The sequence below is a fragment of the Thermincola sp. GK-1 genome, assembly GCF_059412445.1.
Genome location: NZ_JBSQAT010000008.1, coordinates 1 through 22,962, shown reverse-complemented (window position 1 = coordinate 22,962; position 22,962 = coordinate 1). Strand labels below are relative to the sequence as shown.

19 protein-coding genes and 2 riboswitches are annotated in these 22,962 nt (G+C 46.3%); of the genes, 9 read left to right on the top strand and 10 right to left on the bottom strand.

Going from position 1 to position 22,962, the window contains the following annotated elements; genetic code table 11:
* Positions 1 to 69 precede the first annotated feature (69 nt).
* Positions 70 to 1,683: a glycoside hydrolase family 57 protein gene (locus ACSNJE_RS09115; protein ID WP_052218891.1), complete on the top strand. Its 1,614-nt coding sequence runs from the start codon at positions 70 to 72 to the stop codon at positions 1,681 to 1,683.
* A gap of 155 nt (positions 1,684 to 1,838) precedes the next feature.
* Here the strand turns inward: ACSNJE_RS09115 and ACSNJE_RS09110 are convergent, their stop codons facing one another.
* The 4 genes from ACSNJE_RS09110 to ACSNJE_RS09095 form a co-directional block, all read right to left on the bottom strand.
* Positions 1,839 to 4,355 (bottom strand): sugar phosphate nucleotidyltransferase, encoded by a 2,517-nt coding sequence (locus tag ACSNJE_RS09110; protein ID WP_495252533.1) that lies wholly within the window; start codon positions 4,353 to 4,355, stop codon positions 1,839 to 1,841.
* A gap of 5 nt (positions 4,356 to 4,360) precedes the next feature.
* On the bottom strand, positions 4,361 to 5,623 hold the full coding sequence (locus ACSNJE_RS09105) for a glycosyltransferase family 4 protein (RefSeq protein WP_083436967.1): 1,263 nt from the start codon (positions 5,621 to 5,623) through the stop codon (positions 4,361 to 4,363).
* Positions 5,624 to 5,821: 198 nt separating this feature from the next.
* Entirely contained in the window at positions 5,822 to 6,187 is a 366-nt protein-coding gene (locus ACSNJE_RS09100; RefSeq protein WP_052218895.1) for a carbohydrate-binding protein, read from the bottom strand.
* Between the two features lie 95 nt (positions 6,188 to 6,282).
* Positions 6,283 to 7,107 carry a tetratricopeptide repeat protein gene (locus ACSNJE_RS09095; RefSeq protein WP_474774296.1) on the bottom strand — a complete coding sequence of 275 codons (825 nt, stop codon included), beginning with the start codon at positions 7,105 to 7,107 and terminating at the stop codon, positions 6,283 to 6,285.
* A 76-nt stretch (positions 7,108 to 7,183) separates the two neighbouring features.
* Positions 7,184 to 7,283, bottom strand: a riboswitch (cyclic di-GMP riboswitch).
* 172 nt (positions 7,284 to 7,455) lie between these two features.
* Positions 7,456 to 7,557: riboswitch (purine riboswitch) on the top strand.
* A gap of 329 nt (positions 7,558 to 7,886) precedes the next feature.
* Between ACSNJE_RS09095 and ACSNJE_RS09090 the strand changes: the two genes are divergently transcribed.
* The 6 genes from ACSNJE_RS09090 (at position 7,887) to ACSNJE_RS09065 (ending at position 14,365) form a co-directional block, all read left to right on the top strand.
* Positions 7,887 to 8,996, top strand: a complete 1,110-nt coding sequence (locus ACSNJE_RS09090; RefSeq protein WP_474661502.1) for a BMP family ABC transporter substrate-binding protein — start codon at positions 7,887 to 7,889, stop codon at positions 8,994 to 8,996.
* Between the two features lie 107 nt (positions 8,997 to 9,103).
* Positions 9,104 to 10,624 (top strand): ABC transporter ATP-binding protein, encoded by a 1,521-nt coding sequence (locus tag ACSNJE_RS09085; RefSeq protein ID WP_474774297.1) that lies wholly within the window; start codon positions 9,104 to 9,106, stop codon positions 10,622 to 10,624.
* The gene (locus ACSNJE_RS09080; RefSeq protein WP_495252532.1) at positions 10,621 to 11,721 is read left to right on the top strand and encodes an ABC transporter permease; all 1,101 of its coding nucleotides are present in this window, start codon (positions 10,621 to 10,623) and stop codon (positions 11,719 to 11,721) included. Before ACSNJE_RS09085 ends, ACSNJE_RS09080 begins: the two co-directional genes overlap by 4 nt.
* Positions 11,722 to 12,672 (top strand): ABC transporter permease, encoded by a 951-nt coding sequence (locus ACSNJE_RS09075; protein WP_495252531.1) that lies wholly within the window; start codon positions 11,722 to 11,724, stop codon positions 12,670 to 12,672. It abuts the gene before it with no gap.
* A 15-nt stretch (positions 12,673 to 12,687) separates the two neighbouring features.
* Positions 12,688 to 13,257 (top strand): xanthine phosphoribosyltransferase, encoded by a 570-nt coding sequence (locus ACSNJE_RS09070; protein WP_013119762.1) that lies wholly within the window; start codon positions 12,688 to 12,690, stop codon positions 13,255 to 13,257.
* A 127-nt stretch (positions 13,258 to 13,384) separates the two neighbouring features.
* On the top strand, positions 13,385 to 14,365 hold the full coding sequence (locus ACSNJE_RS09065; RefSeq protein WP_052218901.1) for a cation diffusion facilitator family transporter: 981 nt from the start codon (positions 13,385 to 13,387) through the stop codon (positions 14,363 to 14,365).
* Between the two features lie 404 nt (positions 14,366 to 14,769).
* Here ACSNJE_RS09065 and icd read toward each other — a convergent pair whose 3' ends face one another.
* The 6 genes from icd to gatC all read right to left on the bottom strand — a co-directional run bounded on the left by icd (position 14,770) and on the right by gatC (position 21,946).
* Positions 14,770 to 16,065 carry an NADP-dependent isocitrate dehydrogenase gene (gene icd, locus ACSNJE_RS09060; protein WP_474774299.1) on the bottom strand — a complete coding sequence of 432 codons (1,296 nt, stop codon included), beginning with the start codon at positions 16,063 to 16,065 and terminating at the stop codon, positions 14,770 to 14,772.
* 86 nt (positions 16,066 to 16,151) lie between these two features.
* On the bottom strand, positions 16,152 to 17,288 hold the full coding sequence (gene nifV / locus ACSNJE_RS09055; protein ID WP_052218903.1) for a homocitrate synthase: 1,137 nt from the start codon (positions 17,286 to 17,288) through the stop codon (positions 16,152 to 16,154).
* 184 nt (positions 17,289 to 17,472) lie between these two features.
* Positions 17,473 to 18,483: a chymotrypsin family serine protease gene (locus ACSNJE_RS09050; protein ID WP_052218904.1), complete on the bottom strand. Its 1,011-nt coding sequence runs from the start codon at positions 18,481 to 18,483 to the stop codon at positions 17,473 to 17,475.
* A 221-nt stretch (positions 18,484 to 18,704) separates the two neighbouring features.
* Complete coding sequence (gatB, locus tag ACSNJE_RS09045) at positions 18,705 to 20,153, bottom strand: Asp-tRNA(Asn)/Glu-tRNA(Gln) amidotransferase subunit GatB (protein WP_052218905.1); 1,449 nt, start codon at positions 20,151 to 20,153, stop codon at positions 18,705 to 18,707.
* An 11-nt stretch (positions 20,154 to 20,164) separates the two neighbouring features.
* Complete coding sequence (gene gatA / locus ACSNJE_RS09040) at positions 20,165 to 21,622, bottom strand: Asp-tRNA(Asn)/Glu-tRNA(Gln) amidotransferase subunit GatA (protein ID WP_052218906.1); 1,458 nt, start codon at positions 21,620 to 21,622, stop codon at positions 20,165 to 20,167.
* 42 nt (positions 21,623 to 21,664) lie between these two features.
* Positions 21,665 to 21,946, bottom strand: coding sequence for an Asp-tRNA(Asn)/Glu-tRNA(Gln) amidotransferase subunit GatC (gene gatC, locus ACSNJE_RS09035; RefSeq protein WP_495252530.1), 282 nt, complete (start codon positions 21,944 to 21,946; stop codon positions 21,665 to 21,667).
* Positions 21,947 to 22,130: 184 nt separating this feature from the next.
* Here gatC and ACSNJE_RS09030 point away from each other — a divergent pair, with 184 nt between their 5' ends.
* Together ACSNJE_RS09030 and ACSNJE_RS09025 are read left to right on the top strand one after the other, a co-directional pair.
* The gene (locus ACSNJE_RS09030; RefSeq protein WP_013119755.1) at positions 22,131 to 22,256 is read left to right on the top strand and encodes a hypothetical protein; all 126 of its coding nucleotides are present in this window, start codon (positions 22,131 to 22,133) and stop codon (positions 22,254 to 22,256) included.
* Between the two features lie 247 nt (positions 22,257 to 22,503).
* The gene (locus tag ACSNJE_RS09025) at positions 22,504 to 22,821 is read left to right on the top strand and encodes a DUF6951 family protein (RefSeq protein WP_052218907.1); all 318 of its coding nucleotides are present in this window, start codon (positions 22,504 to 22,506) and stop codon (positions 22,819 to 22,821) included.
* The last annotated feature ends 141 nt before the right edge of the window (positions 22,822 to 22,962 follow it).

Below are 22,962 nucleotides of genomic sequence, written 5' to 3'. Positions count from 1 at the left end.
TTAAGGTCCTAACCTGGAATCCGTGCGCTAACCATTATCCACTGAACATCAAAAGAAAGGATGATTTTTTTGCCCAAAGGTTACCTTGCTTTGGTTCTCCACGCTCACTTGCCTTATGTCAGGCACCCTGAACATGAAAATTTTTTGGAAGAGAAATGGTTATACGAAGCTATTACCGAGTGTTACGTCCCTTTAATCAATGTCTTTGATTCTTTACTCGAAGACGGGGTTGATTTTCGCCTGACAATGTCAATAACGCCCCCACTCCTATGTATGCTTAATGATGATTTACTGAAAGAAAGATACCGTAAATATATCCTGAAGCTTTTGGAACTGGCCAAAAAAGAAGTTGTCCGGACCAGAAATGACCGAAGTTTTAACCGGTTGGCCAAAATGTATGTCGATTTCTTCAGCAGGGTCTATGAAACCTATGCCAACAAATACCATGGCAACCTGATCAGCGCCTATAAAAAATTTCAGGACCTGGGCAAGCTAGAAATCATTACCTGCGGCGCTACCCACGGTTTCTTCCCTCTACTGGGCATTCACCGGGAAGCTATCCGGGCCCAGGTAGGCATTGCCGTAGACAATTACTGGCAATTCTTCGGCAGGCCGCCAAAAGGCATTTGGCTGCCCGAGTGCGGATATAATCCGGGGGATGATTATATATTAGACGAATTCGGGATTAAATATTTCTTCGTCGACACCCACGGGGTCATGAATGCCTCCGTCCGGCCCAAATACGGTGTTTTCGCACCGATATACTGTCCTTCGGGTGTGGCCGCCTTCGGGCGGGATATGGAAACGTCAAAACAGGTCTGGAGTATGCACGAAGGTTATCCAGGGGATTTTAATTACCGGGAATTTTACCGGGATATCGGTTATGACCTGGATTTTGACTACGTTAAACCATATATCCACCCTGACGGCATCAGGACCCATACAGGCATCAAATATTATAAAATCACGGGCAAAACAGATTACAAAGAACCTTACAACCCTGATGTCGCCCTGGCCAAAGCGGCAGAACACGCAGGAAACTTTATGTTTAACCGGGAACGGCAAATCGAATATCTGGCCGAAATCATGGACCGCAAACCCATTGTGGTTTCACCTTATGACGCCGAACTGTTCGGGCACTGGTGGTACGAAGGACCGCAGTGGTTAAATTTCCTGATCCGAAAAATTGCTTACGATACCGACATTTTCAAACTCATTACACCCAGCGAATACTTAACAGAATACCCCTGCAACCAGGTAGCCGTGCCTTCCATGTCCAGTTGGGGGTACAAGGGCTATAATGAGGTCTGGCTGGAAAGCAGCAATCACTGGATCTACCGCCACCTGCATAAATGCGCAGAGAGGATGATAGAACTGGCCAATATGTTTCCCGATGCCGGCGGCGATCTGCGCAGAGCTCTTAATCAGGCTGCCAGGGAATTGCTGCTGGCGCAAAGCAGCGACTGGGCTTTTATCATGAAAACAGGGACCATGGTGGGATATGCAGTGAAACGAACCAAGCTGCATATTCACAATTTTCTTTCACTGTACGAAGATATCAAATGGAATAAAATTAACCCCCATTGGCTGAAAGAACTGGAAGACAAAAACAACATCTTCCCCGACATTGATTACAGGTATTACGCCTCTCAACAGCAGCTATCTTCAGCTACGGAAAGGTAGATGGGGTTCTCATGCTACCGTTTAGGAGCAACTGCGCCCGCAGAACCGGTTGTTTTACCTCTACAGCGGTGGTTACCGGAACTTCTGGCAAGGTTTTGCAGCACAAGCTCCGTGGTAGTGGAGGACCCCACCTACCCCTTCAATACCCTCCCTTATCAATCACCAGGCTGCTTCTCATTAACCAATTGCTTAATCTTATCCACGTAAAAATCAGCCAGTGATTCGGCAATCTCAAAATTGGCACCTTCCGTATAGACATGGTAGAGAGGTTTTTCCACATCAGGCAGGATTAAAGCCCACCCGTCCCGGTCAAAGATTTTTATGCCGTCTATTACTTGCACTTTTTTCTCCCTATTTTGCCCAACACAATCCTCTCCACCATGTTCCTCGATTAAGCTGCGCATCACTTTACCTTTGTTTTCCCAACTGCAGTTGACCGATTTTTTCCGGTTATAAACTTTGGGCAATTCGTCTATAAACGAAGAAAGTTTTGTATCCCCGGCCGCCAGAAAATCGAGGATTCCCACCAAACCGGCAATTCCGTCAAAGGCCAATAGATACTGCGGGATTTCCTGAGTTTGCATAATTTCGTCTTTCAACAGTTCCTCAAAGTATTGCTGCGGTGAACTTTTTGTCCTGATAACCTGAGCGTCAGTTTCACGGGCAACCATCTCCACAAGTCCTGGCATGGTTACCGGTACGGCAACCTTAAGTGCTTGCTTTTTATCCCTGCCCTGCGACCTTTTCAAAAGCATGGCCGTGGTCAAGGTAAGGTAATCGTCCTTGCCAAAAACACGCCCTAAATCGTCGATTAACTCCAACCTTTCTCCTGAACTGCCCAATACAACCCCCAAATCGGCTTGTTCGTGTATAATCATTTGTCTTAATCGGGCCAACAATTCCTGTTCTGAAAAGGTGACACCGTTTTCAGCCGGCGCTATCACCATCTGACACCCCAGCTTTTCCATGAGGGAAACCAGCAGGTTTTTGTTTAGTCCCCTGTTATAAACAAAGACTTTCGGCTTGCGCCGGGCTATCCTTTCTACGTTTATAAAGGACAGGATGTTATCTAAATATTTATCGTATATACCGGCGTAATCTGTAATACTGCCTATCCTGTTTGCCGGCGCCCTGCCGAAATCTTCCCGCTGCAGGTGATTTTCAATCTTTCTTTCTATATTTCGTGATATGGGGATTCCTCTGGCATCAGTCATCCGAATAACCAAGTTATTATTTTCCTCGGCCAGCATAACGTGGAGGCCGCCTTTGGCGCCCAGAGATTTAACGGCAAATCTGTGCAGGGGCACCGGAACCTGTCCTATATCTACTACCTGGCAGCCCACGGATAATAGGCCGGAAGCTAAGGCCAGCTTGACCATAAGGCTGGCCGGAATCTCATCAGAACTGAGGATAATTTTTTCACCGGCGCCCATGACGGCCCCAAAGGCAGCCCCGATTCGGGCGGCATATTCAGGCAGTATTTCCGTATTGGGCGCTCCGGAAATGCCCTCCAATCCAAAAATGTTTTTTGTGCCGGTTTTGCTCCAAACAAGATTGTCCTTCTGTATGGTTTCTTTCTCGATTACTTTATCCGGCCAGACTTTCACCCCCGGGCGAACTTTCGCCATTGTTTCCACAGTCACCCTGTCGCCCAAGACAGCTCCTTCAAAGACTGCGCTACGGGATTGCATCTTCACCTGGGAGCATAAAACAGCGCCTCTTACTTCCGCCATCGGTTCCAAAACAACGCCATCCCAGAGAACAGATTTTTTAATGGATGAGTTGGCCCCTATCCGGCAATTCGGCCCTATAACGGAGTACGGACCTATTTCCGCGCCCTGCTCTATAACGGTATTGTCGCCTATAATTATAGGACCGTAAATATTGGCTCCTTTGCTAATGGCTACATTTTTGCCCAGCCAGATTTTATCCCCCTGCAATGTTTCCCTGATTTCCGTTACAGTAGCTGTTCCGCTTAAAACATCCATATTTGCCTGCAAATACTGGGCCAAACCCCCTATATCACACCAGTAACCATCGGCCAGATAACCAAACAACGGCTTGCCCTCCCGCATCAGCAAAGGAAATAAGTCCTGACTGAAATCAAACTTGGTTTTGTCGGGGATATAATCCAAGACCTGAGGTTCGATAATATAGATGCCGGTATTTACCGTATCACTGAAAACTTCCCCCCAACCCGGTTTTTCCAAAAAACGCCGGATGCCGCCGTTCTCTGCCGTAATCACCACGCCATATTCCAGGGGAATATTGACCTTTTTCAGGACCAGGGTCACCCAGGCACCGTTTTTTTTGTGAAACTCCAGGGCGCTCTCCAGATCAAAATTCGTGAGGGCATCTCCGCTGAGAACGAGGAAAGTATCTTTAATAAAAGCCGAAGCGTTTTTTACGCTGCCTGCTGTCCCCAGTGGAACGTCTTCGATAAAATACTGCATTTTTACGTTAAATGCTGACCCATCCCCAAAATACTCAGTAATTTCCTGGGGTAAATATTGAAGAGTTACTCCTATATCATTCCAACCTAATTTGCACAAAAGGTCGACTGTGTGTTCCATTACCGGCTTATTTACCAAAGGTACCATGGGTTTGGGCCTGTCACAGGTGAGCGGCCTCAGCCTGGAACCTTCGCCGCCGGCCATGATAATTGCCTGCACTGATCTTATCTCCTTTCTTGTCCAAAAATATTGTACCGACCAAAATTCCGAAATTTTTCCTGTACCAGACTAAGTCGTTTGCGAGCCATCCAGGTATCGGTCTGCCAGTTTACTGATTTGGCTTCATTTACAATTTCCTTGTAAACTTCCGCTGTCTGGCCCGCAATGGCATCCCAGCTATATTTTTTAATCACCTTTTCATAACCTGCCTTTTTCAGCCGTTGAGCCAATCCAGGATCGTTGAATACAGCCAGGATGTTATCAGCCAGGGACTGAGCAGAACCAGGATAACATTTCAGCCCATCCACGCCGTGTTCAACTATTTCCCTTAAACCGCCTGTGTCGCCCACCACTACCGGAGTTTTCGCGGCCATAGCTTCCAGGGCGACTATCCCAAAAGGTTCATAAAGGCTGGGAAAAGCGGCTACCGTTGCCTGCTGATAAAGCCGGTTTCGCTGCATGTCATTGACATAACCGGCAAATTCTACTTTCCCGTTGAGGCCCAAACCATGGGCTATGGCCCTCAGGTAATCTTCATACGGCCCTTTGCCGGCAATTACAATGCGCGTATCCGGATATTGCGAAAGTATCCTGGGCGCTGCTTCCAACAAAACCTGGACGCCTTTTTCCCTAACTAATCTGCCGATGAAGAATATCATCTTGCCCCGTTCTTCCCGGATACTGGCAGGCGCCTGAAAATCTTCCGGTTCAACCCCATTGGGAATTATTCTGATTTTGTCTCCGGGCAACTGGAAGAAGTTTTTTAGTTCTTGCTCCATGTACGAACTGCAGCAAATGACTCGCCACGCTTCATAAGTTAGCCACCATTCCACATCGCTGATGTACCGCTGGTTGTCATTATGCAAACCGTGGTTGCGCCCGTATTCGGTGGCATGAATTGTGGCCACTAAAGGAATCCTATAAGCATGTTTGACAGCCCGACCAGCATATGCCACCAGCCAGTCGTGGGCATGCACAATATCGACACCGTCGATAGAATTAAGAAGAGTTACTGCATACTCCAGCATACTGAGGTTCAGGTGCAAAATCCAGGTACGGAAATCAGGCGCTGAAACAGCATAGGAATGCACCCGGTGAACCTGAACGCCGTCAATGTTTTCCACTGGTTCAGTATCAGGGCCTCCACATGTCACCACATATACCTGATGACCCCATTTGGCCAAAGCTTTTGACAAATAGTAAACATGCTGAGCTAAACCACCCACACTTTTGGGCGGGTACTCCCAACTGAATATAAGTATGCGCAAACCTTTTGACCTCCTTTGATTATAAATTTTTACAAAGCTTTATATGTTGTATTCTTCCTACGGGCAAAAAGCATTATACATAAAGGAAACGAAGGCTTACGCCGTTTTTCCGCCCATAAAAAAACCCCCACAAAGGGGGGATTACTGGTCAACTTGCCAAAGAGCTTTCTCTGTACAAAGAGGGCAACCGGCAGCAAATTAATAGGTTTTTCCATGGTGAATTTCAAAACTCCAGTTCAGACCGTTATTGTTATCCCAGTTATTAGCACTGTCCTTAAAACAGAAGTTTAATCTGGTGGGGTCTGTCACCTGGAACGTATACTCCCAACCACGGCCGGTTTTAAACATCTTCAGGTCTTTCACATCATGCCAGTTGTTATGGGGACCAAAACCGTAATGCAGCCAAATTCCGTCAGCTCCTGATTTGGCAAGTAACCCATTATAGATTACATTGATGTGTTCTCCCTGGGTAATGGGAGTAGGATAGACGGTAACACCCGCACTTTCGTCAGCACTATAATTATTTTTCATATCGATAGTGGGATGGCTTTCTCTAATATCCATTAATTACTCCTCCTGTACAAGATATTGGACTGCATTTATATTATTTATCCCGGCCATAGATTTAATTATGGTAATTAATGTGGTAATAACAAAAACTAATAAGCAGAACGCCCTCTTAACTGGATGCGGTTAATAGCATCCTGCGCATCCTTTCTTATTTTATTAATCAGTGCCGTAGAAGCCAGATTATCTCTGTTCTCTTCCCATGTGAGGGCATTATTGGCCCAGTCCACTATCTTTTTATACAAGGACAATGCTTTGGCTTTGTCCACTGTTTCCAATACCACAGCCGTATGATAGGTTTGGGAAAGGTTGTCCGGTCCTGCCTGCATAAGGGCCTGAAAAACCGGCAACGCTTCTTTCGCTTTTCCGGCCCTATAAAGCCCCCAACCATAAGTATCCATAACTTCCTTTGTTTTTTGGGGCAAAGCATTATATATTTCAGCGGCTAATTTATTACCTTCGTTGAAATTACCCGTGTCTATTAAAACCGCTGCCAAAAGATTCTTTTTTCCCGTATTAGTGGGGTCTGTTGCCAATAACAACCGGGCTGTTTCAACATACTTTTTCTTTTCACGGTCAGTTAAGCCTTCCAGTTGGTTCTTGTAACCATAGGCTACAGCCAGTGTGTCCAGAAACTTTTCGGACTGCCGGCCCTGTTCAAAAGCTGATTCGCCTATTGATATAGCTTTATCGAAAAACCCCGCCCGGGTTTCATTAACCATCTGCACAACAACCCGGTCAATATCAACCTTTTCCTGATCGCCTTTTGCCGGTTTCTCACTAAGCCGTTTGACCTCGTCTTTCTGTACCGACAACTGTGATTTGGCAGCAAATGGGTTCATACTTTTGGCGGAACAACCTGCTAGCAAAAACGCTCCCACCAAAAAAGTCGCGCAAAAGAGGATACCCTTTTTCATGGAGCAAACCCTCCTTGATAAAATATGTAAATAAAAAACCCTATTATCTTGTAGACAATAGGGTAACTACACGTTTTTCGGCAGCCTGGCAATCATAGAATAATGACCACTGAACACCATTCCGTAGACCCATGGCTTTGTGTCCTTATCTTTCGATAAGTTTACCCTTTTCACCAAGAAATTTTTAATTTTTAATGCTTAATTCTTGATTTATCATGTTCTACCGACAAGTAGATTTTTCCTGCACATCCGTTGCATTTTGGCAAAAATAGTACCCTGGCATTAGGACTATAGCACTAGTAATTTTTTCCTTGAAAAATGTCGATTTTTATGTTACATTATTTTTGAAATTAAACATGAATAAATACTCGTATATCTTTGAGAATATGGCTCAAAAGTTTCTACCGGGCGACCGTAAATTGCCCGACTACGAGTGAAACAATCCACCATTATATATTGGTTCAGTTCTTTTAGAACTGGCATCTAGGGCAATCCGGCTCAGATGAGGGTTTTCACTCCGGAAGCGAAAACTACCATCTGAGTTTTTATTTTGCTTGGGTCGCCGTTTAAGAATTAGTTTACTGGTGTAAGGGTACCGCGCAATTTTATACCCTTTTGTTTCACTGTGTCAGTAGACAAGCTTTGGTCATATTTTTTTATTTGTTTTAACAATTCAACTTTCGCCGCCTTCCGCTAAGTTACAACTTATTGTTTCGCCAATACAGTACTAATAGAACTGCGAAAGTTGAATTTAAAATAACAAAAAAAGGGGGAGAACTATGAAAAAGATTCTGGCGCTCTTTACCCTGCTGCTATTTGCTGTTGTAACAGTAACAGGTTGCGGCGGCGGTAAGGCAGAAAAAGCCGCCACAGAAAAGACGGCGACAGAACCTACAAAGGTTGGCTTTATCTACATAGGCCCTGTAGGTGACGCGGGTTGGACCTATGCCCATGACCAGGGGCGTAAATACCTGGAGGAAAAGGTTCCCAACATCAAAACCATTTACATGGAGTCAGTACCTGAAAATGCCGATGCTGAACGCGCTCTGGAAAACCTTGTTCAGCAAGGCTGCAAGATCATCTTTGCAACCAGTTTTGGTTACATGGATGCTGTTCAGAAGGTAGCCGCGAAATACCCCGATGTGGTTTTCCTGCATTGCTCCGGCTATAAAACAGCTAAAAACGTCGGTACATACTTCGGGAGAATTTACCAGGCTCGTTACCTGTCCGGTATCGCAGCAGGTAAAACCACTAAAACCAACACTATCGGCTATGTTGCCGCTTTCCCCATTCCTGAGGTTGTACGGGGCATTAACGCCTTTACCCTCGGTGTACGTTCAGTAAATCCTAAGGCAAAGGTAAAAGTAGTTTGGACCAATACCTGGTATGACCCTGCCAAGGAAAAAGAAGCCGCCAAGAGCCTCCTGGAACAGGGCGCTGACGTAATAGCCCAGCATCAGGATACACCCGGTCCTATGCAGGCGGCCGAAGAAGCAGGCAAATTTGGCATCAGTTACAACTCCGATATGAGGAAGTTTGCTCCCAAAGCAGTTTTGACCGGCCCAGTTTGGAACTGGGGACCTTATTATGAAAAAACTGTCAAGGCCATTCTTGACGGCACCTGGAAATCCGAACAATATTGGGGGCCCATGGCTGACGGCGTCGTAGACCTGGCTCCTTACGGCGACATGGTTTCAGAAGACATTAAGACCGCCATTGAATCGAAAAAACAAGAAATTCTCAGCGGTAAGTGGGATGTATTCTTCGGGCCTATCAAAGACAACACAGGTAAAGAACGTGTTCCTGCCGGTCAAGATCTAAGTGACAAAGACAAGCTTAGTATGGACTGGTTTGTCGAAGGCGTAGAAGGAACTGTTCCCAAACAGTAAAGGGGCCCATTCTAAATAATGCCCATTTTCAAATAACTGTGCTATCCGGCTGCTGGCCTTCGGGTCAGCAGCCAACTTTTGATAAAGCTTTTCAGGAGGAGTGCTTAATGAAAGCGCCACTTGTAAAAATGCAAGCCATAACTAAAAAATTTCCAGGGGTTATTGCCAACCAGGATGTAAATTTTGAACTTCTCCCTGGAGAAATCCATGCCCTGCTGGGAGAAAACGGCGCAGGCAAAAGTACGCTGATGAGTATATTAACAGGCCTCTATATGCCCGACGAAGGAGAAATATATATCAGGGGTCGGAAAACCCGTTTTTCCTCCCCGCGCGATGCCATTGACGCAGGTATAGGCATGGTTCATCAGCACTTCCGCCTGGTGCAGTCCTTCAGCGTTGCAGAAAACATTATAATGGGCTCAAAAGAAGAAGGTTTCATTATCAATATGAGAAAAGTTCAGGATAAACTGGCCCGATTCTCGGAGGAATATGGCTTGAAAATTGACCCCAGAGCGAAGATTTGGCAGTTATCCGTGGGAGAGCAGCAAAGAGTTGAAATTATAAAAATGCTTTACCGGGGAGCCGAAATACTGATATTGGATGAACCAACGGCTGTATTGACACCCCAGGAATCAAGGGAGCTCTTTGCTACTTTGCGACGGATGGCTGACCAAGGAAAAGGAGTTATCGTAATCACCCATAAACTGCAGGAAGTCCTGGATAATGCCGACCGGGTGACTGTCCTGCGCGACGGAAAATCTGTGGGGACTTATATCGGAAAAGAAATTGACAACAGACATCTGACCATGGCTATGGTCGGCAGGGATATAAATTTAAATGACAACCTGCCTTTTACAGACAAGGGAGATATTATTCTGGAACTTAAGAATGTATCAGCCCTTGGAGACCGGGGCCAACGGGCGCTAAAAAACCTCTCCCTCCAGGTTAGGCAGGGTGAAATACTGGGTATAGCTGGAGTTGCCGGCAATGGCCAAAAAGAAATGGCGGAAGTAATTGCCGGCCTTCGGGAAGTCGCCGCAGGGGAACTGCTGATACGGGGACAGCATTTCAACGGCAAAAACGCCCGGCACATGATAGATGCAAAGGTAAGCCTTATTCCGGAAGATCGCCTGGGAACCGGGTTGGTTGGGAGTCTTAATGCCCTTGATAACAGTATTTTAAAGAATTACCGGTCTGAATCCATTGGCCGGGGCTGGTTTATCAACTGGAAAAGAGTGCGTGCCTTTGCCCACGAACTGGTAGAACGTTTCGATATTAAGCTGGCGGGACTCGATGCGCCGGTCAAGCTTTTATCCGGAGGAAATCTGCAAAAATTACTGCTGGCGCGGGAAATCTCAGGTAATCCGGACGTAATAGTGGCTGTCTATCCTGTCCGCGGCCTGGATATAGGGGCTGTTGAAACAGTACGCAGAATACTTCTGGAACAAAGGTCAGCCGGTAAAGGCATTATTCTGATATCTGAAGAGCTTGAAGAACTCTTCACTTTATCGGACAGGGTTGCAGTTTTGCACGAAGGGGAAATTATGGGTATCCTCTCCAGAGAGCAGTTTGACATAGAAAAAGTTGGCCTGATGATGGCCGGCCAAACAAAAGAGGTGAGTATATGAGCGGGCTGCCGATAGGTAACCACCGAGTGTTGGTTTTCGAAAAAAGGGATGATACATCTAAAACAGCCATGGTTTTAAACCCTATCCTTTCGGTAATCCTAGCCCTCCTCGTGGGCGCGGTATTTCTTGCTGTATCGGGACATAATCCCCTTGAAATTTATTCAGCCATGATAACAGGCGCCTTTGGTTCCTCCTACAGTCTGTCGGAAACAGTTGTAAAGGCTACGCCCTTGCTCTTGTGCGGTCTGGCCGTTTCCATAGCTTTCAGGATGCAGTTGTGGAACATTGGCGCTGAAGGCCAGTTTTATATGGGCGCTGTCGCCGCTTCCTGGTTTGCCCTCTTCCACAGTACAGGCTCCAGGTTTCTTGATCTTTCCCTCATGTTGCTGGTAGCATTTCTGGCCGGCGGTTTGTGGGGCCTGCTCCCTGCCGTGCCAAGGGCTCTGTGGAAAGTAAATGAAACTATTACAACCCTAATGTTGAACTATGTAGCTATTCTCTTTTCAAATTACCTTGTTTATGGCCCATGGAAGGACCCGAAGGGCATGAACTTTCCCCTGACGGCAATATTCCCTTCCAGTACTTTTCTACCCGTCCTTGGAAACACAAGGATTCACCTGGGCCTTATCTTTGGCCTGGTCTTGGCGATCATCCTTTACATCGTCCTCTGGCATACCAAGTGGGGCTATGAAATAAGAGTCATCGGCGAAAGTCCGGTAGCAGCCCGTTATGCAGGCATGAATATAGCAAAAAACATCCTGCTGGTTATGGCCTTAAGCGGTGGATTAGCCGGGATAGCCGGTATGACCGAAGTCTCCGGGATCACTCAACGGCTGCAGCCAAACTTATCCCCTGGATACGGATACTCGGCTATTATAGTCGCCTGGTTAGCAAGGCTTAATCCCTTCGCCATTATTCTGGTTTCTTTCCTGTTTGGCGGGCTGATGGTTGGCGGCTATAACATGCAGACCTTAGGTCTGCCGGCATCTGTAGTATCTATGCTGCAGGGCGCTATCCTCTTCTTTATCCTGGGAAGCGAGATTTTTACCAGGTACTCGCTAAAAATCAAGGCCACCCAAAAGAAAGGAGTTGTCTAAATGAACGAACCTTTGGTAGTAATCCTCTTGGCTACGGCAATTACGTCAGGAACACCGCTTCTTTACGCTGCCCTTGGCGAAATCCTTTCAGAACGGGTAGGCATACTAAACCTGGGAGTAGAAGGAATGATGTTAGTGGGGGCGGTTTCCGGTTATATTGTCACGGTGCATACCCACAACCACTGGATGGGTATCCTCGCCGCTATGGCAGCAGGCGGATTAATGGCCGCCATACATGCTTTCCTTGCAGTTACTCTGAGAGCTAACCAGGTTGTCAGCGGCTTGGCCCTAACCATTTTTGGCACAGGATTAAGCAGTTTTCTGGGCAAGCCTTATATAGGTCAGCCCGTACCAGATGTCTTTAAGCCTGTGGTCATCCCCGGCTTGTCAAAGATACCTTTCCTGGGCCCTATCCTGTTTCGGCATGATGCTCTTGTTTACCTGAGCTTTTTATTGGTGGCCGTCCTCTGGGTGCTCATTTTTCATACCCGTTGGGGCCTAAACATGCGGGCAGTAGGCGAAAACCCCGCCGCAGCCGACTCAATGGGAATTCGCGTTTACTTAACAAGGTATATATATGTTATCATCGGCGGAATGCTGGCCGGCATTGGCGGTGCTTACCTATCCCTGGCCTATGCGCCGTCCTGGATAGAAAACATGACTGTAGGACGGGGCTGGATCGCGGTGGCCCTGGTAATCTTTGCGGTATGGCACCCCGGAAAGGCTCTGGTAGGAGCCTACATTTTCGGCGGGGTGGACTCCCTTGGATTCCGTATCCAGGCCCTTGGGGAACAGGCCTCTTTCCTTAAAACCATTTCACCGTTTTTCTTACAGATGCTCCCTTATGTAATGACTATAATAGTACTTATCTTTATCACAAGTGAAACTAAAAGACGCCGGGTCGGGACTCCTGCCGCTTTGGGGCTCCCTTATAACCGGGAAGAAAGATAGCAAGGAGCTGAAAAAATGGAATTATTAAAGCAAAAAATTCGCGAGCACGGTATAGTCGTCTCAGACACAGTCCTAAAGGTTGATTCTTTCCTGAACCACCAACTGGACCCTGAATTAATATTAGAAATTGGTAAAGAAATTGCAAACCGGTTTAAAAACGACGGCGTTACCAAAGTACTGACCATTGAAGCTTCCGGAATTGCCGTAGCTCTTGCTGCCGCCATGGAACTTAAAGTACCGGTGGTTTTTGCCAAAAAAAATAAGCCTTCCACCTTGCAGGGTCAGATTTATTCTGCCCTGGTGCATTCTTTTACTAAAAATGAAGACGTAACCATCAGCGTATCGGCCAACTACCTGAAACCTAGCGACCGGGTTCTAATCATAGACGATTTCCTGGCCATGGGCGCCGCCTCAAAAGGGCTGGTAGAAATCGTCCGTCAGTCCAAAGCCCGCCTTGTTGGGATAGGTATTGTGATAGAAAAAGGTTTTCAGTCAGGAGGCCAGGAACTGCGTAACCAAGGAATCCGGGTGGAATCCCTGGTTACGGTAAAAAGTTTAGCTTCCGGGCAAATTGAGTTTTGCTAGCTAATTCTGATTGCACCTCGTCCCTGGCGAGGCTTTTTCATTGCGGAAAAACCGTCTTTACTTAAAAACCTGATTATGCTAGAATTGTTTTTGTTTATATATATTAATTTCCAAAGGAGAGAACAGAATGTCCGCGGAAAGTAAAGGCGCGATAAAAGCTGCGTTGTTAGCCAACGGTCTTATAGCGGTGATGAAGCTTGTGGGGGCAATTATGAGCGGTTCCGCTTCTATGCTGGCAGAGTTTAAACACTCGGTAGGTGATTGGGCTAATGGTTTCTTTCTGCTCATAGGAATCCAGCAGTCTGAAAAGCCAGCAGATAACAAGTACAATTTCGGTCACGGGAAAAAGGCCTTTTTTTGGTCCTTTGTAGCCAGTCTGGGATTGCTGTTTATAGGTGGGGCCCTGTCAATTTACGGAGGAATCACTAAGGTAATTCACCCCGAACCCCTGGAGCATGTTACCCTTAACCTGGGCATCCTGGGACTAAGCATATTATTTGAGCTCTTTTCTTGTTATAAGGCAACAGTAGCCATATGCCACGAAGCAGGCGATAGTACAAAGGGCATCCGTGCAATTGGCAAAGCCTTCAGATACCTATCTCAAAGTCCTCCAGCCACCAGGTTTGTCTTCCTGGAAGACATGGCAGCCCTCCTTGGCCTAATTATTGCCGGAATCGCCATTGGAATTTCAGTGGCCGCTGATAATACCGTTTTTGACGGTTTAGCATCGGTCATTATCGGGCTCATCCTTTTTGCTATCGGTGTAACAAGCGCCAAAGATAATATGGAGGCTATCACGGGTGAATCTGCAGATATGAACACCACCCTTGAAATCGGTAATTTTGTAAAAACGATTAACCACGTCAAAGATGTAAACAAAATCAAATCTATGAGCGTAGGGCCCAACAAATATCTTTTTTACCTTGTCCTGGAAGCTGATGAACACATTCAGCTTAAAGATTTGGATGACCTGGCCCATGAAGTCGAGTTTAAACTGAAAGATAATTTTGAGCAGGTGGAGTTTGCCCATGTTATGTTTATAGCCGATAACTGTACTGATGACTGGGGAACCCACTGCAAAAATGTGAACGGTAACCTTCCAGCATAAACCTGAAGCCTACAATAATTGCAACGCCTGCATAAATGCCTGTCCTACTGGCGCAGTCTGCCAGGACCCAGGGGAGAAAAAACTCATGCTGAATGCTTCATGTGTGACCGCTGCCGCGAAATATGTCTTGCTATCTTCAAACATGCGGGAACCCCTTGTAATCGTCTTTAGTTATTTTCCCATCCTTACCCGCAAAATTAATGAAAACTCGTTCAAATTCCCCCTTTAATAAACAATTTGGCCGGACAAATGTATACAATTGGACAAAAAATTTTTGGCGCCTGATAATAAAAAGGATAAGTAAGCATTAAAAAAAGGTCGAATGGTTCCTTAGTTATACACAGGACCATTGACCTCTTTTGCATTTACCTTCAGATGCTGCACCCATTATCCTAAATGCGCTTCTACAGGTTTTTGATTACCTCATTACCGAATTCTGAACACTTGACTTCCTTGGCATTTTCCATCAGACGGGCAAAGTCGTAGGTTACAATACCACTGACTATGGTTTTTTCCAAAGCATTATAAATTAATTCAGCGGCTTCCTTCCAACCCAGGTATTCCAGCATCAGTACACCGGACAACAGTACGGAACCCGGGTTAACCTTATCGAGACCGGCATATTTCGGCGCTGTTCCATGGGTTGCCTCAAATACAGCATGTCCAGTTACATAATTTATGTTGGCCCCGGGGGCAATTCCAATGCCACCGACCTGAGCGGCCAAAGCATCAGAAATATAGTCGCCGTTCAGGTTAAGAGTGGCAATAACATCATAGTCTTTGGGCCTGTGCAGTATTTGCTGCAGAAAGGCATCGGCGATGCAATCCTTGATAATTATTCTACCTGCTGCTTCTGCTTCAGCCTGGGCCTTATTAGCAGCCTCTGTTCCTTCAGCTTCCGCAATCCTGTCATATTGAGCCCATGTAAACACCTTGTCCCCGTATTCCTTCTCGGCCAATTCATAACCCCAGTTCTTAAAAGCTCCTTCTGTAAATTTCATGATATTGCCTTTATGCACCAGGGTTACGCTTTTCCTACCGTTGGCCAGGGCGTATTCTATGGCGGCTCTTACCAGCCGGAAAGTACCCTCTTTGGATACAGGTTTAATACCAATACCGGAAGTTTCCGGGAAGCGAATTTTTTTAACTCCCATTTCTTCCTGCAGGAATTTGATAACCTTTTTAACTTCTTCACTGCCTTCCGGCCACTCTATCCCGGCATAGATATCTTCGGTATTCTCCCGGAATATTACCATATCTACCAATTCGGGATGTTTGACTGGCGAAGGCACTCCCTGGAAGTACCTTACCGGTCTCAAACATACGTATAAATCCAATTCCTGGCGCAGGGCCACATTCAAAGAACGGATCCCCCCGCCAACGGGAGTTGTCAGGGGCCCTTTTATTGCTACTATGTATTCCCTGATAGCGGTTAAAGTATCGGCAGGCATCCATTCGCCAAATTTATTAAAAGCCTTTTCGCCGGCATAGACTTCATACCAGGCAATTTTCTTTTTTCCGGCATAAGCTTTCTCGACCGCCGCATCCAAAATCCGGGACGCTGCAGCCCAAATATCCGGACCGATTCCATCGCCTTCGATGAAGGGAATTATAGGGTTGTCCGGTACATTAAGTTTTCCGTTTTCCATCGTAATGGGAGTGCCTTCTCTGGGTAAATCGTATTTTTCGAATTTGACCAAACTCCATCACCTCTTGTGCTTTTTATCCCCACTAATACATAATATCACATCATCCCAAAACAGGAAATTGTTATTTTCTCCAAAACCTAAAGAGGTTTTTTCCCGAAAACTTCTTCATAAATATATACCAGCTCTTTATCAAACAAAGACCTTTTTAAGGCCACGGCATGGGACCGAATTTTTGGCAAAAGCTGGGCTGCGTCCGCTTCGCTGAGGTGGATGCCGTATTCAGCAAACTTCATCATTAAAGCCTTGGAACCTGAATGTTTGCCGATTACTATTTGCCGCTCCAACCCCACTTCTTCCGGGGCAAATACTTCGTAAGTTATAGGGTTTTTAATAGCGCCGTCGGCATGTATGCCTGATTCATGAGCAAACATATTTGACCCTACGATGGCCTTCCAGGCAGGGAGTTCCCGCCCGGAAGCGAGGGAAACGTATTCGGCCAAATCCCTGAACATATTGGTCTTGAATCCCAGGTCAATTTGCCAGATATGCTTGAGAGCCATCACCACTTCTTCCAGAGCAGCATTACCGGCGCGTTCGCCCAAGCCCATAACGGTCACTCCCACGTGGGAAGCGCCGGCCTTTATCCCGGCTAGAGCATTGGCCGTAGCCATACCGAAATCATTATGCGTATGCATTTCTATATCAATATCAACGTGTTTTTTTAACGTCTGGATATTTTCATAAGTAGTAAAAGGATCCAAAATACCTATGGTATCGCAATACCTGATTCTGTCTGCCCCCGCTTCTTTAGCCGCCCTGGCAAACTGGATAAGAAACTCCATATCACTGCGGGAAGCATCCTCAGCATTAACGGAAATATAAACCCCTTCCTTTTTGGCAAATTCAACGGCTTTGACCATATTTTCGAGCACCCATTCGCGTGATGTCTGTAGTTTATGCTGAATATGTATATCTGAAGTAGATATGGAAATCGCCACAGCGTCCACGCCGCACCTTAGAGTCTCTTCAATATCGGAAATAACTGCCCGGTTCCATCCCATAATACTGGCCTTCAGCCCGAGCTTGACGATCTCCTTAACGGCTTTTTCTTCATCACCGCCCATGACCGGAATACCGGCTTCTATCTGGTGAACTCCTAATTCGTCAAGCATCTGGGCAATTCTTACCTTTTCCTTGTTCGCAAATACTACTCCGGCCGTTTGCTCCCCATCGCGTAAAGTTGTATCCACAATTGTTATCTTTTTTTCCATCATTATTCCACCCCTCTCATATACAGCATTGGTTCTTTTCCAAGAGAGCCATATAATCTAATTCTAACACGAAATCTTTTTTTTGAGAAGCCACAAATTTAGAATATATTTGTTGTTTACCAGGTACAAAATAATGATAAAATTAAAATTGGCACCTTTTCTTGGGTGCCAATATATAAACTATTCCTTAAAAAGTGATAGATAATTTATCCATAACATTTTGTATCCTATTTAGTATAGTCACCTTGTCGGAACCTGCAAAAAGCAGCCCTACGGCGCGGTTCTGTTCATCCAATACCAAAGAACCGCTGTCGCCGCCCTGGGACATACCTGAAGCAATAATCTGGTCGGCAAAAACCGCTTCCGTTCCGTCACCCATATCAACCTGGACCGTGGCATTGACCGCTTTGACCTGCCCTTTTGTCACTCCGGTGGTCCTGCCGCTTTTCTTTATGTTCATCCCTACCTCGGCTTCAGCCACTCCTTTGACCGGACCAATATCCAGGATAGTCGGGTCAAGCCGGTTGGGATCGTTGGGTTTGGCCAGGGCCGCATCTATAATATTTGCCGTTTGTGTTTTCCGCAGGACCTTGACCACATACTTAGGAGCCACCATTTTTACCAGCACGTTTGCCCAAAACTCTGCTGCCGCTGCTTTTGCGCACGCCGGCTGGACCGTTTCCCGGTGCACCGGAACAAACTTGTATAAAGTGCCTATTTCATCCTTTCTCGTCCCCCCATCATGGGGTCCGGGCTGTAAAATGGGATCTCCTATCTTGGCTCTGCCGTCGTTACCGTTGCTTCCGTTGGCAAGGACATGGTTGTTTGACAATATGAGCAGTTGCCCGGTCTTTTTGTCCTTAACCACGGCCCCTAACGTTCCGGCCGTAATTTTATAATGCCCGATACTTACTCCCGGTTGTACTTTTTTATATTTTATCGTCCGGCTGGCCTGCAGTTTAATATCCCCGACTTCGATTACATCGGTGGGAATGCCGTTTATCTCTTTAGGAACAATATCGTGTACTCTAAGCTCGCTTTCAGGAAGTTTTTTCTTTACCAGAACAACAATGCTCATCGGCGCATCCGCACTGCTTATCGACCTGACCATCTTTTTGCCCATGCCCACTCCGCAGACATTGGCCCTGGAAAATAATGAATTTTGATATTTTTGAATCGTAGCTTTAATCTTCTCCATTTTCTTACCTCCCTCCCGCTTAAGGTCATTACATTATATGCAGACCATAAAAATTAGGGAAGAAGGGAAGAAAGGTTTTCAATGGGAAACCAAATTTATACCATTGGCAAAATAATCTCTACCACTGTATCCTCGCCGGGTGTGCTTTAAATTTTCAATGTTCCTCAAAGAAAAAAGGCAGCCTATTGGCTGCCACAACACGCTGTTCAACAGTTTATGGTTTAGTTGTTTAACCGTTCCTTTAAAAGTTTATTCACAATTTCCGGATTGGCCTTCCCTTTGGTTGCTTTCATGACTTGTCCTACAAGGAAGCCCAAAGCCCTGTCTTTCCCGTTTTTGTAATCTTCCACAGATTGCGGATTGTTGGCAATTACTTCATCAACCAGGGCAGCAATTGCCGATTCGTCAGAAATCTGAACCAAGCCTTTGTCCTGAACGATCTTTTCCGGTTTTTCACCGGTGGCAAACATTTCTTCAAAAACAGTTTTGGCTATCTTGCCGCTGATAGTGCCTTTATCGATTAACGTCAACAGTTCAGCCATATTTTCCGGAGAAATCTTGCACTCGGTAATATCAATATTGGCCCCGTTCAGGTGCTTGAGCAATTCGCCCATGACCCAGTTGCTCAATGCCTTTGGGTTGTCGTAGTATTTGAGGCACCGGTCAAAGTAATCCGATAAGGCTTTGGAAGCTGTAATTACTTCAGCGTCATATTCGGGCAGTCCATACTGCTCGACATAACGGGCCTTTCGCTGGTCAGGCAGTTCGGGCAAAGTAGACTTGATTTTATTAACCCATTCTTCATCAATCACAAGGGGTACCAGGTCCGGGTCGGGGAAGTACCTGTAGTCATGGGCCTGTTCTTTACTGCGCATTGATAAGGTAATGCCTTTATTTTCATCCCAGGTTCTGGTTTCCTGAACCACCCGGCCCCCTTCTTCCAGGATCTCAATCTGCCGCTGCACTTCGTATTCCAGCGCTCGCTGCAGGGCCCGGAAGGAGTTCATATTTTTCAGCTCTGTCTTAGTGCCGAATTCTTTTTGGCCCACCGGGCGCACGGAAATATTGGCGTCGCACCGTAACGAACCCTCTTCCATTTTGCAGTCAGATACATCAATATACTGAAGAATAGCCTTTAATTTTTCCAGGTACAAACGTGCCTCTTCCGGCGACCTGATATCCGGTTCGGAAACGATTTCCACCAAGGGTACGCCGGTCCGGTTATAATCTACCCGGGAATACTTGGAGGAAGCAATGGTAGCGCCTTCATGTACCAGCTTTCCGGCATCTTCCTCCATATGCACTCTGGTAATACCGATTCGTTTCTGCTCACCGTTCACGGTAATATCCAGGTAACCGTGCTCAGCAATGGGCAAATCATACTGTGAAATCTGGTAGTTTTTGGGCAGGTCGGGGTAATAATAGTTTTTCCGGTCAAATTTACTGAATTCAGCAATCTTACAGTTTAAAGCCAATCCTGTCTTAATGGCGAATTCTACAACTTTTTTATTCAAAACAGGCAAAACCCCGGGCAAACCTAAACATACGGGACAAACATGAGTGTTGGGGTCGCCCCCAAACTCCGTTGATGAACAACAAAATATCTTGGAATCAGTTTTTAATTCAGCATGGACTTCCAGACCTATTATTACTTCATAATCCGCTGACATCGCTGCACCTCCTATAAACTGGGCTTGGCTTTATGATGGTCTGTGTTCTGTTCATAGGTATAAGCAACCCTGAACAAAGTTTCCTCTCCCAGGGGCTTGCCAATTAACTGCAAGCCAACAGGCAGACCTTGACTTAAGCCGCAGGGTATCGAAATACCCGGTATACCGGCCAGGTTAACGGCAATGGTACAGATGTCGGAAAGGTACATCTCCATCGGGTTGTCCGATTTTTCGCCGAATTTGAAGGCCGTCGAAGGAGATGTAGGCGTCAAAATAACATCATATTTTTCAAAAGCCCGGTCAAAATCCTGTTTAATCAAAGTCCGCACCTTTAAGGCTTTCAGGTAATATGCGTCATAATAACCGGAACTTAATGCGTAGGTGCCCAGCATGATCCTCCGTTTAACCTCGGCGCCAAAGCCCTCACTCCTGGTTTTCATATACATGCTGACAATATCGTCGGCTGATTCGTCCCGGTAGCCGTACCCTACCCCGTCGTAACGAGCCAGGTTGGAACTGGCTTCTGCGGGCGCCAGTATGTAATAAACGGGCAGCGCATATTCCGTATGAGGCAGGGACATCTCTTCACAAACAGCTCCCAGGGATTCAAATTTCTTAATAGCATCCTCTATAAGCTCCCGCACATCAGGCTGGATGCCTTCCACAAAGTACTCCTTGGGAATACCGATTTTAATGCCCCTTACGTCGTTAACCAATGACTTTGTATAATCGGGTACATTGTAATTAACCGATGTAGAGTCACATGGATCATGGCCGGCTATGGTATTCATAATAATGGCCGCGTCCGTAACGTCTTTGCTGAAAGGCCCGATTTGATCCAGCGATGAAGCGAAGGCCACCAATCCATAACGGGAGACCAAACCGTAAGTCGGTTTCAAGCCAACTACACCACAGAAAGACGCCGGCTGCCTGATGGAACCGCCTGTGTCGGAACCCAGAGAATAAACGGTCTCATCTGCCGCGACAGCAGCAGCCGAACCGCCGCTGGAACCACCGGGTACCCTTTCCAGGTCCCACGGGTTTCTGGTGGGAAAGAACCTGGAGTTCTCCGTCGAAGAGCCCATGGCAAATTCGTCCAGGTTGGATTTGCCAATCATAACCGCTCCGGCGTCAGCAAGTTTTTTCACTACCGTAGCGTCATATGGCGGCACAAAATTATGCAACATCTTGGAAGAACAGGTGGTCAAAATGCCCCTGGTGCACATATTATCCTTGATAACAACAGGGATACCGGCCAGCGGGCCGATCTCTTCGCCTCTGGCAATCTTGTCATCAACCTCTTTTGCCTTGGCCAGCGCTATTTCCCTGGTCTGGGTTACAAAAGCCTTGACCTTATCTTCAACCTGGTCAATTCGTTCAAAAACCGATTTGGTTATTTCCTCAGAACTGACCTGCTTTGATTTCAGCAATTGGTGCAGTTCGTGAATGGTTTTCCGGTACAGCGCCAATCTGATTCCCTCCTATAGCTGAAAAATAAACAAAAAACGATGTTAAACAATTTTCGGAACCTTAAAGTAACCGTCTTCCTTCGCCGGAGCATTGGCCAGCGCTTCTTCGTTAGGCAGATGTTCACAGACCTTATCCTCTCTCATTACGTTCCGCAGGGGAAGTACATGAGCTGTCGGAGGAATATCGGTGGTATCAAGTTTGTTCAGAGCTTCAACATGATTTAGTATGTCGTTGAGCTGGGAAGCATACATTTCTTTTTCCTCTTCCGTCAGTTCAAGACGGGCAAGCAAGGCAACATGTTCTACCTGAGCTTTGGTTAACATCCTTTCACCTTCCTTAAATATAGTGACCAGTAGTGATTAGTAGCCAGTCAACAGCGACTGGCGCCGGGTAAGGACAAGTTTTCACGATATTTAATTATACCAAATATGGCGATTGGTGGCAAGTTTCGCGCCTTTAATTAAAATAAGGCCAATGAGGTAAAATACTGTTAAAGGAGTGGATGAAATGGAAATAATCTATAAGGTTAAGTATGACCCAAAAACAAAATTGCCCCGCATCAGGTGTTACGGATACATTTATAGCGCCAACGGGGCCAAAATTCCGGTGATTTTGCCGAAAAGGCCTGTTTAGGGATTTGCTTTGGGTTGGACCTGGTCCAACTTTTAGGGCTGTCAAAAGTTATTCCGAAAAACAATTAGGGAGGTTAAATGTTTTCAAAACCATTTAACCTCCCCTTTTCCTATTATGCAAATATATTGGTACGGCCTACCATTGTCAGCCTTTTTGTCCGGGTGTATAATTGCATTAAACATAGTATTTATGTAATTTCCCCACAGACGGACTTTGGAATTAACAACAACCTTAAGGAGGTATATCCATGGTCAAAGCAAAAATCAACTCCGGCGCCTGTGGCTTTGAAACAACAGTCCAGGCAGAAGCCGGCCCCGACTATCTGGCCGGCGTAAAAATCACCAGCGGCTGCCAGCACATAAACAAAATGGCAGAAAAACTGGGCACCCTGAACGTCATGAGCGAACTGTTCAAAAAAGGGGAATCACAGGTTTTAGCCGCGGCTAAAGAAATCCTGCCTCACCTTACCTGCCCGGTTCCCATTGGTATTCTAAAGGCAATTGAAGCCAGCGCGGGCATGGCTCTACCTAAAGATGTAACTATTACTTTGGCAAAGGGCGAATAAAGGGTGGGTGGGGTGGCCCGGCTACCCCGGAGCTTGGTGCTGGAGAATGGCGGCAGGGTAGGATGGTGTCTCCGCTACCTGGGAGCTTGGTGCTGCAAACCCTGGCCGGGCAGGCAGCGTTCCCGAACTCGATGGCTCATA

What these genes read in the sequence shown, in the direction of transcription:
- ACSNJE_RS09075 (WP_495252531.1), top strand. Translation starts at nt 11,722, where the DNA reads ATGAACGAACCTTTGGTAGTAATCCTCTTGGCTACGGCAATTACGTCA.
- ACSNJE_RS09050 (WP_052218904.1), bottom strand. Translation starts at nt 18,483, where the DNA reads ATGGAGAAGATTAAAGCTACGATTCAAAAATATCAAAATTCATTATTT.
- gatC (WP_495252530.1), bottom strand. Translation starts at nt 21,946, where the DNA reads ATGTTAACCAAAGCTCAGGTAGAACATGTTGCCTTGCTTGCCCGTCTT.
- gatB (WP_052218905.1), bottom strand. Translation starts at nt 20,153, where the DNA reads ATGTCAGCGGATTATGAAGTAATAATAGGTCTGGAAGTCCATGCTGAA.
- ACSNJE_RS09070 (WP_013119762.1), top strand. Translation starts at nt 12,688, where the DNA reads ATGGAATTATTAAAGCAAAAAATTCGCGAGCACGGTATAGTCGTCTCA.
- ACSNJE_RS09095 (WP_474774296.1), bottom strand. Translation starts at nt 7,107, where the DNA reads ATGAAAAAGGGTATCCTCTTTTGCGCGACTTTTTTGGTGGGAGCGTTT.
- ACSNJE_RS09025 (WP_052218907.1), top strand. Translation starts at nt 22,504, where the DNA reads ATGGTCAAAGCAAAAATCAACTCCGGCGCCTGTGGCTTTGAAACAACA.
- ACSNJE_RS09100 (WP_052218895.1), bottom strand. Translation starts at nt 6,187, where the DNA reads ATGGATATTAGAGAAAGCCATCCCACTATCGATATGAAAAATAATTAT.
- ACSNJE_RS09080 (WP_495252532.1), top strand. Translation starts at nt 10,621, where the DNA reads ATGAGCGGGCTGCCGATAGGTAACCACCGAGTGTTGGTTTTCGAAAAA.
- ACSNJE_RS09090 (WP_474661502.1), top strand. Translation starts at nt 7,887, where the DNA reads ATGAAAAAGATTCTGGCGCTCTTTACCCTGCTGCTATTTGCTGTTGTA.
- ACSNJE_RS09030 (WP_013119755.1), top strand. Translation starts at nt 22,131, where the DNA reads ATGGAAATAATCTATAAGGTTAAGTATGACCCAAAAACAAAATTGCCC.
- ACSNJE_RS09085 (WP_474774297.1), top strand. Translation starts at nt 9,104, where the DNA reads ATGAAAGCGCCACTTGTAAAAATGCAAGCCATAACTAAAAAATTTCCA.
- nifV (WP_052218903.1), bottom strand. Translation starts at nt 17,288, where the DNA reads ATGATGGAAAAAAAGATAACAATTGTGGATACAACTTTACGCGATGGG.
- ACSNJE_RS09065 (WP_052218901.1), top strand. Translation starts at nt 13,385, where the DNA reads ATGTCCGCGGAAAGTAAAGGCGCGATAAAAGCTGCGTTGTTAGCCAAC.